12 protein-coding genes are annotated in these 16,109 nt (G+C 64.4%); 4 read left to right on the top strand and 8 right to left on the bottom strand.

Annotation, left to right across the window (positions count from 1 at the left end; translation table 11 throughout):
* The first annotated feature begins 128 nt into the window (after positions 1 to 128).
* From SB756_RS14925 to SB756_RS14935, 3 genes are read left to right on the top strand one after another with little or no spacing between them, the layout of a single operon-like run.
* Positions 129 to 2,261 carry a putative bifunctional diguanylate cyclase/phosphodiesterase gene (locus tag SB756_RS14925; RefSeq protein WP_410911032.1) on the top strand — a complete coding sequence of 711 codons (2,133 nt, stop codon included), beginning with the start codon at positions 129 to 131 and terminating at the stop codon, positions 2,259 to 2,261.
* Between the two features lie 39 nt (positions 2,262 to 2,300).
* On the top strand, positions 2,301 to 2,801 hold the full coding sequence (locus tag SB756_RS14930; protein ID WP_051099874.1) for a M48 family metallopeptidase: 501 nt from the start codon (positions 2,301 to 2,303) through the stop codon (positions 2,799 to 2,801).
* A gap of 12 nt (positions 2,802 to 2,813) precedes the next feature.
* Positions 2,814 to 3,110, top strand: coding sequence for a helix-turn-helix domain-containing protein (locus SB756_RS14935; protein ID WP_003249396.1), 297 nt, complete (start codon positions 2,814 to 2,816; stop codon positions 3,108 to 3,110).
* 80 nt (positions 3,111 to 3,190) lie between these two features.
* On the opposite strand, the gene SB756_RS14940 is transcribed toward SB756_RS14935, so the two are convergent.
* The gene (locus SB756_RS14940) at positions 3,191 to 3,643 is read right to left on the bottom strand and encodes a GNAT family N-acetyltransferase (RefSeq protein ID WP_410911033.1); all 453 of its coding nucleotides are present in this window, start codon (positions 3,641 to 3,643) and stop codon (positions 3,191 to 3,193) included.
* 153 nt (positions 3,644 to 3,796) lie between these two features.
* Here SB756_RS14940 and SB756_RS14945 point away from each other — a divergent pair, with 153 nt between their 5' ends.
* A complete protein-coding gene (locus tag SB756_RS14945) occupies positions 3,797 to 4,534 on the top strand; it encodes a substrate-binding periplasmic protein (protein ID WP_341796941.1) in 738 nt (245 codons plus the stop codon).
* A 48-nt stretch (positions 4,535 to 4,582) separates the two neighbouring features.
* On the opposite strand, the gene yccS is transcribed toward SB756_RS14945, so the two are convergent.
* From yccS to SB756_RS14980, 7 genes are all read right to left on the bottom strand, one after another.
* Entirely contained in the window at positions 4,583 to 6,766 is a 2,184-nt protein-coding gene (gene yccS / locus SB756_RS14950; RefSeq protein WP_341796940.1) for a YccS family putative transporter, read from the bottom strand.
* Positions 6,767 to 6,849: 83 nt separating this feature from the next.
* Positions 6,850 to 8,031, bottom strand: a complete 1,182-nt coding sequence (locus SB756_RS14955; RefSeq protein WP_016489502.1) for an NAD(P)/FAD-dependent oxidoreductase — start codon at positions 8,029 to 8,031, stop codon at positions 6,850 to 6,852.
* Between the two features lie 147 nt (positions 8,032 to 8,178).
* Positions 8,179 to 9,516, bottom strand: coding sequence for an ATP-dependent RNA helicase DbpA (gene dbpA / locus SB756_RS14960; RefSeq protein WP_231995348.1), 1,338 nt, complete (start codon positions 9,514 to 9,516; stop codon positions 8,179 to 8,181).
* Between the two features lie 113 nt (positions 9,517 to 9,629).
* On the bottom strand, positions 9,630 to 11,057 hold the full coding sequence (gene mdtD / locus SB756_RS14965) for a multidrug transporter subunit MdtD (protein ID WP_061202575.1): 1,428 nt from the start codon (positions 11,055 to 11,057) through the stop codon (positions 9,630 to 9,632).
* A 65-nt stretch (positions 11,058 to 11,122) separates the two neighbouring features.
* Positions 11,123 to 12,442, bottom strand: a complete 1,320-nt coding sequence (locus SB756_RS14970; RefSeq protein WP_410911034.1) for a TldD/PmbA family protein — start codon at positions 12,440 to 12,442, stop codon at positions 11,123 to 11,125.
* Entirely contained in the window at positions 12,442 to 13,884 is a 1,443-nt protein-coding gene (locus tag SB756_RS14975) for a TldD/PmbA family protein (protein ID WP_341796938.1), read from the bottom strand. The genes SB756_RS14970 and SB756_RS14975 overlap by 1 nt, the downstream gene beginning before the upstream one ends.
* A gap of 32 nt (positions 13,885 to 13,916) precedes the next feature.
* A complete protein-coding gene (locus SB756_RS14980) occupies positions 13,917 to 15,719 on the bottom strand; it encodes an acyl-CoA dehydrogenase (RefSeq protein ID WP_341796937.1) in 1,803 nt (600 codons plus the stop codon).
* Positions 15,720 to 16,109 lie beyond the last annotated feature (390 nt).

Raw genomic sequence — 16,109 nt, forward strand, 5'->3', positions numbered from 1 at the left:
CGTTAGTCGGCTACCGTACAGTTGAACCGCTGATAGCGTTCTGATTGCATTGCGTGTTACCACCTCAGGTCTAGAGTACTAATGGATCCAACCGTATTTTGAAGTCGGTCACATAATCGAGAAGCAGCATGGATGGCGCTCAAGCTCAAGTTCAACCACAGCCACTGGATGGCTGCTCGGTTCTACTGGTGGTAGATGACTACCCGGAGAACCTTATCAGCATGCGGGCGTTGCTGGCCCGGCAGGATTGGCAAGTGTTGACGGCAAGCTCGGGGACAGAAGCCTTGAGTGCGTTGCTCGAACACGATGTCGACCTGGTCTTGCTGGATGTACAGATGCCGGAGATGGATGGTTTCGAAGTCGCCCGGCTGATGCGTGGCAGCCAGCGCACCCGGCTGACACCCATCATATTCCTCACCGCCAACGAACAGTCCGAAGCCGCCGTGCTCAAAGGGTACGCCAGCGGCGCTGTGGACTACATGTTCAAACCGTTCGACCCGCAAATTCTCAAGCCCAAGGTCCAGGCCTTGCTCGATCAGCAACGCAACCGGCGCATGCTGCAGCGCCTGACGCGCGAACTGGAAGCGGCCAGGGCGTTCAATGCGTCGATCCTGGAGAATGCCGCCGAAGGCATCCTGGTGGTGGATGCCCAGGGCATCATCAGTTTTGCCAACCCGGCCATTTCACGCTTGCTGTCTGCCCCGATGCAGCAACTGCAGGGCGTGCACCTGCTCGACCTGGTGCAACTGACCAGTGCCAGCCTGTGGGGTGATTCTGACTTCTACCAGGCCTACCTGGGGCGGCGTATCTTCCGGGTGCATGATGCCCAGCTGCGTACCCCCGGCGGCGAACTGGTGCCGGTGGCGTTGTCCTGCGCACCGCTGCCGGCTGACCAGCAGGCCATGGTGGTCACCGTGCTGGACATGTCGGTGGTGCGCAACCTCCACCAGCAGCTGGAATACCAGGCCGTGACCGACCCGCTCACCGGCCTGCTCAACCGCCGCGGTTTCTACCAGGCTGCCGAAGGTGCGCTGCTGCGCAACGAGCGCTCGGACAAGGCGCAGGCGTTGATGTACATGGACCTGGATGGCTTCAAGCGCATCAACGACTCGTTGGGCCACGACACCGGTGACCGCGTCCTGCGCTGGGTGGGCGAGCAACTCAAGGATTGCCTGGGCAGCGAGGCCTTGCTGGCACGCATGGGAGGGGATGAATTCACCGCGCTTTTCGACAGCCTGCCCTATCCCGAACAGGCCGGGCGCTATGCCGAGAAACTGCTTGAGCGTATTTCCATCAGCCACCAGATCGAAGGGCTGGATGTGTGCCTTGGGGTCAGCATCGGCATCGCCACCTTCCCGGACTGCGGGGCCAATGTGGAAGGCCTGCTGCGCGCAGCCGATGCGGCGATGTACGCCGCCAAGCAGGCCGGGCGCCAGCAGTACCGTTTCTACGACCAGGAGCTCAACGGCCGGGCGCGTTCGCGGCTGATGCTGGAAGACAGTGTGCGCGCCGCCATCGAGCAGCAGGACTTCACCTTGGTGTACCAGCCGCAGGTGTCCTTCATTGATGGCCGACTGCGTGGCTTCGAGGCCTTGTTGCGCTGGCAGCACCCCAGCGTCGGCGACGTGCCGCCGGGGCTGTTCATTCCATTGCTGGAAGAAGCCCGCCTGATCAACCGCCTGGCCAGCTGGATCTACCGCCAGGGGGCCGCCCAGCGCCACGCCTGGTACGACCGGTTTCCCGCCGACCTTGTGCTTGGCATCAGCCTGAGCCGCGCGCAGTTTGTCATGCCCGGCCTGGTAGAGGAGTTGCAGCGGGTGATCCAGCTTTACCAGCTGGACCCGGCGCAGCTGGAGGTGGAAGTCGCGGAAACTTCGCTGATGTACAACATCGATGCGGCGGTCAAACAGATACACCGCTTGCGCGAGCTGGGGGTGCGGGTGGCCCTGGACGATTTTGGCGCCGGCGACTGCTCGTTGCGCATGCTGCGTGACTTGCCGATCGACACCTTGAAGCTCGACCGCCACCTGGTGGCGCGCTTGCCCGATTCGGCAGTGGATGCTGCCCTGGTCCGCAGCGTCATCGGCCTGTGCGCCGACTACGGCATCACAGTGATCGCCGAGGGTGTGGAAACCCCGGCCCAGGCGGCTTGGCTGAAGGCCAATGGTTGCGAATACGTGCAGGGTTTCCTGGTGGCGTACCCGATGACCGCGGCGGATGCCAGCGGCTTCCCGGCGATTTTCTCCTGGCCTGGCCCGTGATTGGCTAGAATCGGCATTCGTTACGCCGAATGCAGCGCCATGACCGTATTACGTTACTTGCAAGCCTACCCCCCGCACCTGCAAGAGCAGGTGCGGCAGATGATCGACAGCGACCGCCTGGGCGAATACCTCCAGCGCCGCTATCCCGACCGCCATGACGTGCAAAGCGACAAGGCGCTGTACGGCTATGCCCAGGACCTGCGCCAGCAATACCTGCGCAGTGCGCCGAACCTGGACAAGGTGCTGTTCGACAACCGCCTCGACCTGACCCATCGGGCCCTGGGCCTGAACACGGCGGTTTCGCGGGTGCAGGGCGGCAAGCTCAAGGCGAAGAAGGAAATCCGCATTGCCTCGCTGTTCAAGGAAGCTGCGCCGCAGTTCTTGCGCATGATCGTGGTGCACGAACTGGCGCACCTGCGCGAGCGCGATCACAACAAGGCGTTCTACCAGCTCTGCCAGCACATGGAGCCGGACTACCACCAACTGGAATTCGACCTGCGCGTCTACCTGACCTATCGGGAGCTGCCAGGCAACTGCTAAGGACCCCGCAGCATGGAAGTGAGCAAGACCAAGAGCAGCTTCTACCGTCGCCTGTACGTCGCCTGGCTGATCGACAGCCAGACCGCGACCAGCGTGCCCGCCCTGATGGAGGCCACCGGCATGCCGCGGCGCACGGCCCAGGACACCATCGCCGCCCTGGCCGACCTGGACATCGTCTGCGAGTTCGAACAGCAGGAAGGCGCACGCAACCACGCCGGGCATTACCGCATTCATGACTGGGGGGCGATCGACAAGCAGTGGATCATCCGCCATCTGCGGCAGATCCGCGAAGTGCTGGGTTACCCCTGAAGCATTTGGGGCCCAGGCCTGTGCGGAACCTGTGGCAGCTGGCTTGCCGGCGAAAGGGGGGCAAAGCACCCCCGGCAATGTCAGCCTTTGCGCATCCCGATGTGCGGGATGTCATCTTCAAGATGTTCCTCGCCCACCACCGCAAACCCATGGCGGGCATAAAACTCCTGCAAATGCGCCTGCGCCGACAGGTAAACCGGTACTCCCGGCCAGCAATGCTCTGCCGCCTCCAGCCCCTTGAGCAGCAACGGGTGCCCCAGTTTCAGGCCGCGCGCTTCGGGGGCGGTCACCACCCGCCCGATAACCACATCCCCGCCCTGGGACTGCGGGTCGAGCAAGCGCAGATAAGCCACCAGCTTGTCGTCCTGCCAGGCCATCAGGTGCACGGTATCGCCGCTCAGGTCCTGGCCATCGACTTCCTGGTACGCGCAGCGCTGTTCGACCACAAACACTTCGGTGCGCAACTGCAGAATGGCGTAGAGCTGCTCCTTGCCGAGGTCGGTGTGGTGCTTGCAGAGCCAGTCGATGGACATGGGCGAACTCCTTGAGTGGGTAGTCGATCATCGCACGTCGTCGGTGCTTCGGCCAAAATAGAGGCTAAATGACACTATTGGCCGCTGCCCTTGGTAACAGCTTTGTGTAATCTCTTCGGCAGTGTGTGCCCACCATTGCGAAAGGACTTGAGCATGCGGCCACTGCTTTGTGTTCTGGGATTACTGGCAATGCTGGGGGCCACGGCCGCCCCGGGTCACGACAAGCTACGCCTGGTGGCTGACAACTGGCCACCGTTCACGGATGCCAATATGCCGGGCGGCGGCCTGGCGACCAGCATCGTCACCACGGCGCTGGCCCGTGCCGGCTACACCAGCAGCTATGAAGAAGCGCCCTGGGCGCGGGCGCTGCTGGGGGTAGGTGAAGGGCGCTACGACATACTGATCAATGCCTGGTACAACGACTCGCGCACCAACATCGGGCAGTTTTCCAGTGCCTACCTGACTAACCGCATTCGCCTGCTGCAACGCACGGGCGAAGCGTTCCACTACAAAGGCCAGTCGGATCTGTACCCCTACACCATCGCCGTAGTGCGTGATTACGCCTATTCACCGGAATTCGACGGCGATACCCGCCTGCACAAGGTGCCGGTGCGCAACTTTTCGTCGGCGGTACGCATGCTGGCGGCAGGGCGGGTGAACCTGGCGGTGGAAGACGAGTACGTGGCCCGCTACAACCTGCAGCGTGAGCCGCAGGAAGTGCGTGATGGGGTAATGCTGGTGGAGCCGCCGCTGGGGGAGAACACCCTGCATATCCTGGTGAGCCTGAAGCACCCGGAGCATAAGCGCATTGTCGAGCGTTTCGAGCAGGCCATCGCGGCGATGAAGGCCGATGGCAGCTATGACCGGCTGTTGCGCCAGCATGGCTTCTGATCTGTATCGCCTGTGCTGGCCTCTTCGCGGGCACAGGCAACAAAGCAATCAGGCCGGCGCACCTTCCTTGATCAGGTGTGCCGCCAAGGTCCGCAACGGCCCCAACTGCCGGCAAATCAACGCCAACTGTGTCTGCACCAACCGCTGATGTTCATCCAGCTCTTCCGGCATCTGCTCCAGCGCATTGGCCAGCGCCTCTTCGGCATCGCTGTGAATCGCCACCGGTAGCCGTGCGGCCAGGCCGTTGGCAATCTCGTCCAGGCTGCTGGCCAGGCTTTGCCCGGCGCCCTCGATCAACTGCTCCTGCACCTCTGCCGGCAAGGCCGTGTCACGGTGCGCGCCCAGCCCCGAGAGGTAGCTGAGCAAGGTGTGCGACAGCACCAGGAAGCGGAAGCCGACGTCGGCTTCCTTACGGAAGTGCCCAGGCTCCATCAGCATGTTGGCCAAGGTCGTGGACAGCGCGGCGTCGGCGTTATGGGCGTTGCGCCGGGCCAGGCGGTAGGCCAGGTCGTCGCGCTTGCCGTGGGCATACTGCTGCATGATCTGGCGCAGGTACACGCTGGCGCAGGCCAGGGTATTGGCCAGCGCCTTGTTCAACCGTCGCCCTTGCCAGTCCGGCAGGAACAGGAACACCGCCAGGATGGCGATCAGGCTGCCCACCAGGGTATCGAACAGGCGCGGCAGGAACAGGCCGTAGCCATCGCCGATCTGGTTGAAGCAGAACAGCACCATCAGGGTGATCGCGGCGGTGGCCAGGGTGTAGCGGGTGGTGCGGTTGACGAAGAACACCACCCCGGCAACCACGGCGAACAGCGACTGGATGACCGGGTTGGGGAACAGGTCGAACAACGCCCAGCCCACTGTCAGGCCAACGGCGGTGCCGAAGATTCGCTGCACCAGCTTACGCCGGGTTGCACCGTAGTTGGGCTGGCACACGAACAGCGTGGTCAGGATGATCCAGTACCCCTGGGTCGGGTGGATCAGGTGCACCATGCCGTAGCCGATCGACAGCGCCAGCGGCAGGCGCAGGGCGTGACGGAACAACAGCGAAGTCGGCGTGAGCTGGGTGCGCAGGCGCTTCCACACGTCCTTCAGCGAGCGTGGCGAGCGGTCGAGCAGGCTGCTGTCGCTGGCATCGGCCAGGCTGTCCGGGTTGCTGGCGGCGCTTAGCAGGCGGTCCAGTGTTGCCAGGTTGGCGGCCAGTGCCCGCAGCGAACGCAACAGGCTGCGCCAGGCCGGGTTGTTCTGGAGGCGCAGGTGCTCCAGCGAGGCGTTGAGGTCTTCGAGGGCTTCTGGATAACCACTGGCCAGCACAAACGGCTGGCGCAGGCGGATCGAGCGGGCCAGCTCCTGGCAGGACGAGCCTTGTTTACGCAGCAGGCGCTGGCAGCGGAACATCACGTCGCTGTGGAAAAACGCTTCGGTCAGGCCGTTGTAGGGGTAGTGCGAGGCACTGACTCGCTCGTGAATGTCCTGGGCCAGGAAGTACAGTTTGAGGTAGCGGCTGACCTTGGAGTTCGGCTGGCTGTTGCCCACGCGGTGCAGGATGATCTCCTTGGCTGCGTTGAGCGCTGCCACCACCTTGCCGTTCTGCTGGGCCAGCTCCAGGCGCCGGGCCTCGACGTCGAGGGTGCGGATGGGCTCGAACAGGCTGGCCTTGAGCTTGAGGTAGCTGCCCAGTTCGAAGAACAGCTTGGCCAGGCTCTGCTGCACCGGCTGGTTGGAAAACAACGCCTGCCAAAGTACTGAAAGCAGCCCGTACCAGGCCGCACCGGCCACCAGCAACAGTGGCTCGTGCCAGAAGTCCGTCACTTGGCCACCGCGCTGGTCCACACCGATCATGGTGTAAACCGCCGTGATGAGTGTCGCCGAGGCAATCGCACCATAGCGCTCGCCCAAGGCGCCGAGCATGGTCAGGCCGAACGCCGCCAAGGCCAAGGCGATGGCGAAGATCCAGGGGTAGGGGAACAGTAACTCGACCGCCAGCGCAGCGATGGCGAAACACACCAAGGTAACGGCCAGGGCGCTGAGGCGGCCCTGCCAGCTGTCGTCGGTCTCGGCCAGGGCGCTGGCGATGATGCCGAGGAACAGCGGAATCAGCAGGGCCATCTCGTTCTGGTACCAGCACAGGGCCAGGCTGCCGGTGAGGGCGATGGTGACCCGGATGCTGTAGCTGAACTTGTCTTGGCCCCACAGGCGACGCAGTGACTGACGGAACGAGCTCGATGACATGATGGCCTGCTAGGCAGTGAGCGAAGAATGCAGTGCAGCACGGGCCAGCAAGAAGCGTTCCGTGCTGCTGAATGGATTCTACTCTACACGAACTGCGCCGCGGCGTTGGCCGATGCCCAGGCCCACTGGAAGTTGAAACCGCCCAGGTGGCCAGTGACATCCAGCACTTCCCCGATGAAGTACAGCCCCGGGCTTTTCAGCGATTCCATGGTCTTGGACGACACTTCGCGGGTATCCACGCCGCCCAAGGTCACTTCGGCGGTGCGGTAGCCTTCGGTGCCGGCCGGCACCACTTGCCAGTTCGCCAGTTTTTCGGCGATTTGCGCCAGTTCCGCCGGGGTGTACTGCTTCATCGGCCTGGACTCGAACCATTGCTCGGCCAGCAGGTTGGCCAGCTTGCGGGTGAATACCTCGCCCAGCACGGTCTTCAGTTCGGCGTTGGCACGTTCGGCCTGCATCTGCTGCAGCCAGGTGAGCGCATCGCGGTCCGGCAGCAGGTTGATTTCGACCGTGTCACCGGCTTCCCAGAACGACGAAATCTGCAGGATCGCCGGGCCGCTCAGCCCGCGGTGGGTGAACAGCAGGTTCTCGCGGAAGCTGGTGCCGTTGCAGCTGGCGGTGCAGTCCAGCGAGGTGCCGGACAACTCGGTGCACAGTGCCTTGAGCTGGGGCTCGGTGATGGTGAACGGCACCAGCCCGGCGCGGGTAGGCAGCAGGGTGTGGCCAAACTGGCGCGCCACCTGGTAGCCGAAGCCGGTGGCGCCCAGGGTCGGGATCGACAGGCCCCCGGTGGCGATCACCAGCGACTGGCAGGCGAACTGGCCGCCGCTGGTCTGCAGCAGGTAGCCGCTTTCGGTCTTCTCGATGTGTTCGATGCTGGTGTGCATGCGGATCTCGGCGCCGGCCTCGTCGCATTCGGCCAGCAGCATGTCGAGGATGTCGCTGGCCTTGTTGTCGCAGAACAGCTGGCCGAGCTTCTTCTCGTGGTAGGCCACGCCATGTTTGCACACCAGCTCGATGAAGTCCCATTGGGTGTAGCGGGCCAGGGCCGACTTGCAGAAGTGCGCATTGTGCGACAGGAAGTTGGCTGGCTCGGTGTACATGTTGGTGAAGTTGCAGCGCCCGCCGCCGGACATGAGGATTTTCTTGCCCGGCTTGTTGGCGTGGTCGAGCAGCAGCACCCGGCGGCCACGGCGGGCGCTGAGCTGGGCGCACATCAGGCCGGCGGCGCCGGCGCCGAGGATGATCACGTCGGTGGAGTGCACGGTGTTACCTCATGGGTAGTTTGGGGCCGCTGTGCGGCCCATCGCCGGCAAGCCAGCTCCCACAGGCCCTGCACAAGCATGAGGCCTGTGGTGGTCCTGTGGGAGCTGGCTTGCCGGCGATGGGCTACAGAGCAGCCCCAAAAAATGTCAGAGAATACGGACTTTCAGGGCGCGGCCCTTGATCTTGCCGCTGTTCAGCCGCTGCATGGCCTGCTTGGCGAGCGCGCGCTCTACGGCAACAAACGCCTGGAAGTCGAAGATGGCGATCTTGCCCACCTGCTTGCCCGGGATGCCGGCATCACCGGTCAGCGCACCAAGAATATCCCCTGGGCGCAGTTTGTCCTTGCGGCCTGCGGCAATGCACAGCGTGGTCATCACCGGCAGCAACGGTTCACCGCCCTTGTTCTTCAAGCTGTCCAGCGAGTCCCAGCGCAGCGGGCTTTTCTGCAGGTCTTCGATGGCCTGGGCGCGGTGGCCTTCTGCCGGTGCCACCAGGCTTACCGCCACACCTTTCTCGCCAGCACGGCCGGTACGGCCCACGCGGTGCACGTGGATTTCCGCATCACGCGCCAGCTCCACGTTGATGACCATGTCCAGGCCATCGATATCCAGGCCGCGTGCGGCCACGTCGGTGGCCACCAGCACCGAGCTGCTGCGGTTGGCGAACATGGCCAGTACCTGGTCACGGTCGCGCTGCTCCAGGTCACCGTGCAGCGCCTGGGCGACGATGCCCTTGGCCGTCAGGTGGGCAACCACGTCCTCGCACTGCTGCTTGGTGAAGCAGAACGCCACGCAGGATTGCGGGCGGTAGTGGCCGAGCACACGGGTGACGGCTTCAAGGCGGTGCTGTGGGTCGATCTCGATGAAGCTCTGTTCGATCTGGTTATCGGTGTGCAGGCTCTCGACCTTGACCTGCTGCGGGTTACGCATGAAATCGGCGGCCAACTGCTTGATGCCGGACGGGTAGGTGGCCGAGAACAGCAGGGTCTGGCGGCGCGATGGGGTCTTGCCGATGATGCTGGCGATGGCGTCGAAGAAACCCATGTCGAGCATGCGGTCGGCTTCGTCCAGCACCAGCGTGTTCAGGCCGTCGAGCACCAGGGTGCCTTTGTCCAGGTGCTGCTGGATGCGCCCCGGGGTACCGACGATGATGTGCGCACCGTGCTCCAGCGAAGCGATCTGCGGGCCCAGCGAAACGCCACCGCACAGGGTGAGGATCTTGATGTTGTCCTCGGCGCGGGCCAGGCGGCGCAGCTCTTTGGCCACCTGGTCGGCGAGCTCGCGGGTAGGGCACAGCACCAGCGCCTGGCAGCCGAAGTAGCGCGGGTTGATCGGGTTCAGCAGGCCGATGCCGAAGGCGGCGGTCTTGCCGCTGCCGGTCTTGGCCTGGGCGATCAGGTCCTGACCCTTGAGGATGACGGGCAGGCTCTGGGCCTGGATCGGCGTCATCGAGGCATAGCCGAGGGCGTCCAGGTTCGCCAGCATGGCGGCGGACAACGGCAAAGTTGCAAAGGCGGTGGATTCGGTGGTCACGAGGCGGGCCTGCGTTGCGAAGCGAAAAAATGCCGCACAGTCTACCAGCCTCGTGGCCATTCGCCCTACGGTTCCATGTGTTGTTCCGGACGACGGGCACGCCTTCCGTCCGTCGGCGCCAGTTGCAGGAAGATCGCTGCCGCCAGCATGGCCATCACGCCGATGGTGACAAACGTCAACTGGAAGGCGCCGAGGGTGCTTTCCACACCCTCGGCGCTACCGGCGGCGGTAAAGCCTCCAAGCAAGGCGCCGGCACAGGCCACGCCCAGGCTCAGCGCCAATTGTGCGACCACCGACAGCAGGCTGTTGCCGCTGCTGGCGCTGGCGTCATCGAGGTCGATCAGGGTTACCGTGTTCATGGCCGTGAACTGCATGGAGTTGACCGCGCCCAGCAGGCCCAGCTGGATCAGCAGCACTGCGTAGGGTGTCTGCTCATCGACCAGGCCGAGGCTGGCCAGCAGCAGGCCCAGCAACAAGGTGTTGCCGGTGAGGATGATGCGGTAGCCGAAGCGCTCGATCAGCGGCCTTGCGACAGACTTGGCCAGCATGGCCGCTGCCGCCAGCGGGATCATGCTCATACCGGCCTGGGCGGGTGAGTAGCCCAGTGCCACCTGCAGCAGCAACGGCACCAGGAACGGCAGTGCGCCGCTGCCCAGGCGGGCGAACAGGTTGCCGAGGATGCCGATGGCGAAGGTCCGCACGCGGAACAGGCTGGGCGAGAACAGCGGCTCCGGGTCGCGCCCGGCGCGCAGCCAGTAGGCGGCCAGGCAGGCCATGCCGGCGAACAGCAGCAACATCACCCGCAGGTGCGGCAGGTGCAACTCGCCCAGGCCTTCCATGGCGATGGTGATCAATACCATCGCTGCGCCAAACAACAGGAACCCCGGGCCGTCGAACGAGGTTCGCTCGGCACCGCGCAGGTCCGGGATGAATTTCCAGACGGCAATGCAGCCGATCAGGCCGACTGGAAGGTTGAGCAGGAAGATCCAGTGCCAGCTGAGGATTTCCACCAGCCAGCCGCCGACGGTTGGCCCCAGCAGTGGGCCGAGCAGGCCAGGGATGGTGATGAAACTCATGATCCGCACCAGCTCGCTGCGCGGGTAGGCGCGCAGCACCACCAGCCGCCCGACCGGCAGCATCAGTGCACCGCCCAGGCCCTGGACGACGCGGGCGAAGATCAGGAAGCCGAGGCTGTTGGCTGCGGCGCACAGCAGCGAGCCGAAGCTGAACAGCAGGATGGCGCTGAAGAAGATGCGCTTGGTGCCAAAACGGTCTGCAATCCAGCCCGAGGCGGGGATCAGCAGGGCCACCGTGAGCATGTAGGCGATGATCACACCCTGCATGCGCAGCGGGTCTTCGGCCAGCGAGCGGGCCATGGCCGGCAGCGCGGTGTTGAGGATGGTGCCGTCCAGGGATTGCATGAAGAAAGCGATGGCCACCACCCAGGGGATCCAGCGGGCGGTGACGGGGTCCAGCGGGGTGCGCTCAGGCATGACTTCCTCGTTTGTCAGTGCCGCCCCTTTCGCGGCTAAAGCCGCGAAAGGGGCGGCAAGTCCAGTCACAATGTCAGGGTCAGGCCTTTGACCAGTGCCCCGGGCAAATGGCTCGACCCGGTACTGCGCTGGCCATAGGTACTGGTCGACAAGATCATCTCGCGCTCCTGGGTCAGGTCCTCCAGCTGGTTGCCCAGCAAACTGTACAGGCTGTCATCGAAGCGCATGGTGCTCACCGGCCCCTGGATCTGCCCGTTTTCCACCCAGAAGGTGGCGAAGCGGGTCAGCCCGGTCATGCGTGCTGCCGGCAGGTCAGAGTAGTTCAGGTACCACAGGTTGCTGATGTACAGCCCGGTGCCAAGCCGCTCAAGGACCTGCTCATTGGCCAGGTTGCCCGGCGCCAGGCTGAGCGCGCAGGGCGACTCGTAGCTGTCGGCGCCATTGGCCAGTAGCTCGAACTCGACCGCGCTGCGTGCGCAGATCAAGCGTTGCTGCGCGGCGCCTTGCTGGATCAACGGCACATCCAGGCGTGGCGCCCCTTCATCGGAAAACGCCGGGCTCAGCGAGCCGCTGACCTGCTCGGTGAAGCTCACTAGCGGGCTTAACCGTGCATCGCCGTTGTACAGGCGCTGCAAGGCGCTGTTGCCGGTGGCGAGGGCCTGTGCGGAAAAACCGCCCCAGCACAGCATGCCGGCGATTTCGTCCATGGCCGCAGGCGCCAGGTAGGCTCGGTAGCTGCCAGGCTTGAGGGTAACTGCCGGGCGGCCAAGGAAGCCCAGTTGTTCACGTGCCTGGCGCAGGCGCTCGGTGAAGTCGTCGGCGCTCCACCGCTGGCCGGCGTAGTTGGCCTTCACCGCCTGGCCGTTTTCGTGGAACAGGCTCCAGTCAAAGTTGAAGCTGTTGGCCTGGTGCCAGCCAAAGGCCCCGAACGAACTGGCAAAGCCCCGGCAGATCGGGCCGGCGGCGTAGATGCCGACCAGGTCCAGGTTGCCAGCTTCACGGTCGAGCAGGGCCAGTACTTCGTCCAGTGCGGGCAGGGGATGGTCCAGCAGGCTGTGGCTGTGCCAGGCGCATTCGTCCAGGCGCAGGTACGGGTCGAGGGCCAGCAACGGCAAGGTCTGGCGCAGTTGCTGAAGGGCATCGCTCAGGCGCTGGCGGTCTAGTTGCATGTCGCCACTCAAGGTCACCTGCTGTTCCGCCTGGCGGCCATCGCGCACCAGCCGCAGTTGCGCGCTTGCCTGGCTCACTTCACCGGCCTGGCGCACCTTGGCGTGGTTGAACCGCACGAACTGCGACTGTTCTGCGCTGTAGCCGAGGGTGAACTGCTCGCCTGCTTGCAGGGCAGCGCGTACATCCCCGACAAGCGTTTCGAAAGCGTGCTTCATCAGGCGTCTCCTCCGAATACATCGATCTGGCTGAATACGCAGGCCGGCGAGGCATGGCCGACCCGCACCACCTGGTTAGGTTCGCCTTTGCCACAGTTGGGCGTGCCCAGTACCTGGAAGGTGCTGCGGTCGCCGACGGCCGACAGGTTGCGCCAGAACTGCGCGGAGATCCCACGGTAGTTGGGGTTCTTGACGATGCCCTTGAGCTCGCCGTTTTCAATCAACTGGCCATGTTCACAGCCGAACTGGAACTTGTTGCGCGCATCATCGATGGACCACGAGCGGTTGGTACGCATCAGGATGCCGTGCTCGATGCCTTGCACCAGTTGCTCCAGGCTCTGATCACCCGGTTCGATGTTGAGGTTGGCCATGCGGTCGATCGGTGCACGGTTCCAGCCACAGGCGCGGCTGTTGGCCACGCCGTCCAGGCCAGAACGGAACTGCGACAGCGCGCCGCCCAGTGGGCGCAGCAGCAGGCCGTCGCGGATCAGGAACTGCTTGCTGGCCGGGGTGCCGTCATCATCAAAGCTGTAGCTGGCCAGTTCTTCGCCGATGGTCGGGTCAAAGGTCACGTTCAACAGGCTGGAACCGTACTGCAGGTGGCCGAAGTCGCTGGCTTTGACGAAGCTGGTGCCCGCGTAGTTGCGCTCGTCGCCGAGGATGCGGTCCATCTCCAGCGGGTGGCCGATGGACTCGTGGATCTGCAGCATCATCTGGTCGGGCATCAGCAGCAGGTCGCGCGGGCCGCTGGGGGTGTTGGGGGCCAGCAGCAGTTGCAGTGCCTCGTCGGCCACCTGCCGGGCGGCGCCGACCAGCCCGCAGCGCTCGATGATCTCGAAACCGCCCTGCTGGCCGAAGTTGTCGCGGCCCAGGCTGCGGCTCTGGCTGTCCTGGCCATCGCTGGCGGTTACGCCCAGCCCCGGGAACAGGAAACGCTGTGCGTGGCGCAGTTCGGCGCCCGCGGAGTTCAGGTAGGTTTGCTCGACCAGGCTCAGGCCCAGACTGGCCTGCCAGTCCACCAGGCGGCTGTCCTTGGGCACGCTGGCCGATTCGGCAGCGAGCAGGCCAAGGCAGTCGGCGAGGGAGGGGACGGGCTGGTCGAAGTTGGGCGAGATATGGTCGTGGCGTGCGCTGGTCACCGGCTGGTTGCGCAGGTCCAGCAGGCTGTGTCGTGCAATCTGCCGGGCCAGCGCCTCGGCTTGTTCCAATGCGCGTTGCAGGCCAGCCTGGGAGAGGTCGGCGGTGGCCGCGTAGGCCTCCACGCCATTGACCCGCACGGTGAGCATGGCGCCTTCGTCCTGGCTGAAGAACGGCGGTTCGGCAACGTTGCGGCGAACCGACAGCGCCTGGTGCGACTGTTTCACATGGCGCAGGGAAAACAACTCGGCCGTACTGCGCAGCGCGGCAAAGCGCTGGCGCAGCAGGGCGCTGGAATCGAACATGCAAAAGCCTCCGTGTACACGGTGGCTCCCCCTTAGAACCACTCGTCCTGCATGGTGAGGCAAGTGTTGTCGCGCGCCTCTAGCAATGCCAGCTCATTATGGCAGCCCGGTACTTCCCAGGTCAGGAAATAACGCGCGGCCTGCAGCTTGCCCTGATAGAAGTCGCGATCGGCAGGGTGACCTTTCTGCAGGCCAAGCTCGGCGTGAATGGCCTGTTCCAGCCAGCGCCAGCCGATCACGCAATGGCCGAAGGCCTTGAGGTACAAGGCCGAGTTTGCCAGGGCACCCGCGACTTCGCCTTGGGCCATGTCGCCGAGCAGGGCCAGTGTCACGCCCTGTAGGCGGTTGACCAGATGCTCCAGTGGCTGGCGCAGTGGGTCGAGTTTGGGGTGGTGGCTTGCACGTTCGCCTGTGGTGGCGATCAGGCGGATCAGTTGCTTGAGCCCGGCACCTTGGTTCTGTGCCAGCTTGCGGCCGAGCAAGTCGAGCGACTGGATGCCTTCGGTGCCCTCGTGTATCGGGTTCAGGCGATTGTCGCGGTAGTACTGTTCCACCGGGTATTCGCGGGTATAGCCGTGGCCACCGAGGATCTGGATTGCCAGTTCGTTGGCCTTGAGGCAGAACGTCGAGGGCCACGACTTGACGATCGGGGTCAGCAGGTCGAGCAGCGCCTGCGCTTGTGTGCGGGACGTTTCGTCATCGGCGGTGTGGGTATCGTCGAACAGGCGCGCGGCGTAAAGGCCCAGGTCGAAGGCGCCTTCCACGTACGCCTTCTGTGCCAGCAGCATACGTTTCACATCGGTGTGCGCGATGATCGGCACCGCCGGGCTGAGCGGGTCCTTGCTGTCCGGCAGCCGGCCTTGCGGCCGTTGGCGGGCATATTCCAGCGAGTACAGGTAGCCGGCGTATCCGAGCATCACCGCGCCCATGCCAACGCCGATGCGCGCCTCGTTCATCATCTGGAACATGCAGGCCAGGCCCTGATGCGGCTGGCCGACCAGGTACCCGACGCACTGGCCGTTGTCGCCGAAGTTCAGCGCAGTGGAGGTAGTGCCGCGCCAGCCCATCTTGTGGAACAGCCCGGCCAGCAGTACATCGTTGCGCGGGCCAGGGCTGCCGTCGGGGTTTACGTGGTACTTGGGCACGATGAACAGCGAGATGCCTTTCACCCCGGGGGGTGCGTCCGGCAGCTTGGCCAGCACCATGTGCACGATGTTTTCCGACAGTTCGTGGTCGCCACCGGAGATGAAGATCTTGTTGCCCTTGAGCCGGTAGCTGCCGTCGCCCGCAGGTTCGGCACGGGTGCGGATGTCGGCCAGAGACGAGCCTGCGTGGGGTTCGGTCAGGGCCATGGTGCCAAAGAAGCGGCCCTCGATCATCGGCTGGAGGAACAGGCGTTTCTGTTCGTCTGTGCCGAAGCTCTCGATCAGGTTGGCCGCGCCCATGGTCAGGAACGGGTAGGCCGTGGTGCCGGCGTTGGCGGCCTGGAAGTGTGCGAAGCACGCCTGCGAGACCAGGCTGGGCAGCTGCATGCCGCCGACCTCGAAGTCGCGATTGGCGTTGAGGAAGCCGGCCTTGAGGAAGGCATCGACGGCAGGCTTGACCTCAGGGATCAGTTCAGCGCGGCCGTCCACGTAGCGCGGCTCGTTTTCGTCGGCCTTGCGGTTGTGCGGGGCGAAGTACTTTTCGGCGATGGTGCGGGCGGTGGTCAGTGCCGCGTCGAAGGTTTCGCGGCTGTGCTCGGCGAAGCGCGGGCGCTGGGTGAGGGCTTGGGCGTCGAGCACTTCGTAGAGCTCGAAGGCCAGGTTGCGGGGGCTGAGCAGGGTCTCGGGCATGGTGGCGGTCCTGAGGCGGGATGCTGCGAGTGTAGGGAATCGGGTGGGGTGGGGGGAGGTTAATAGGTTTGGGTGATATGGGTTTAGAACGGGTGGGGCATACAGGTGCTTGCCTTGATGTTTTCTGCGCCTGTGAGACCGAGCGCCGCCCGCGCGGCGCTTCGCAGCACAAGGCTGCTCCTACATCTGTTTCGGGCCAGTTAAGCCTGTGGCAGGCGCGCGCGACCGCTTTGTTTGTACGACGCGATTTCGCGCCATGCACCAAGGGGGTCGCGCGCAATTCCCCAGGAATAATTGGCCCGAAACAGATGTAGGAGCAGCCTTGTGCTGCGAAGCGCCGCGCGGGCGGCGCTCGATCTCACAGGCGCCAAACATCTCAAGATATGCGCC

The organism is Pseudomonas sp. SIMBA_068 (assembly GCF_046534705.1).
In the GTDB taxonomy this organism is placed as follows: Bacteria; Pseudomonadota; Gammaproteobacteria; order Pseudomonadales; family Pseudomonadaceae; genus Aquipseudomonas; species Aquipseudomonas putida.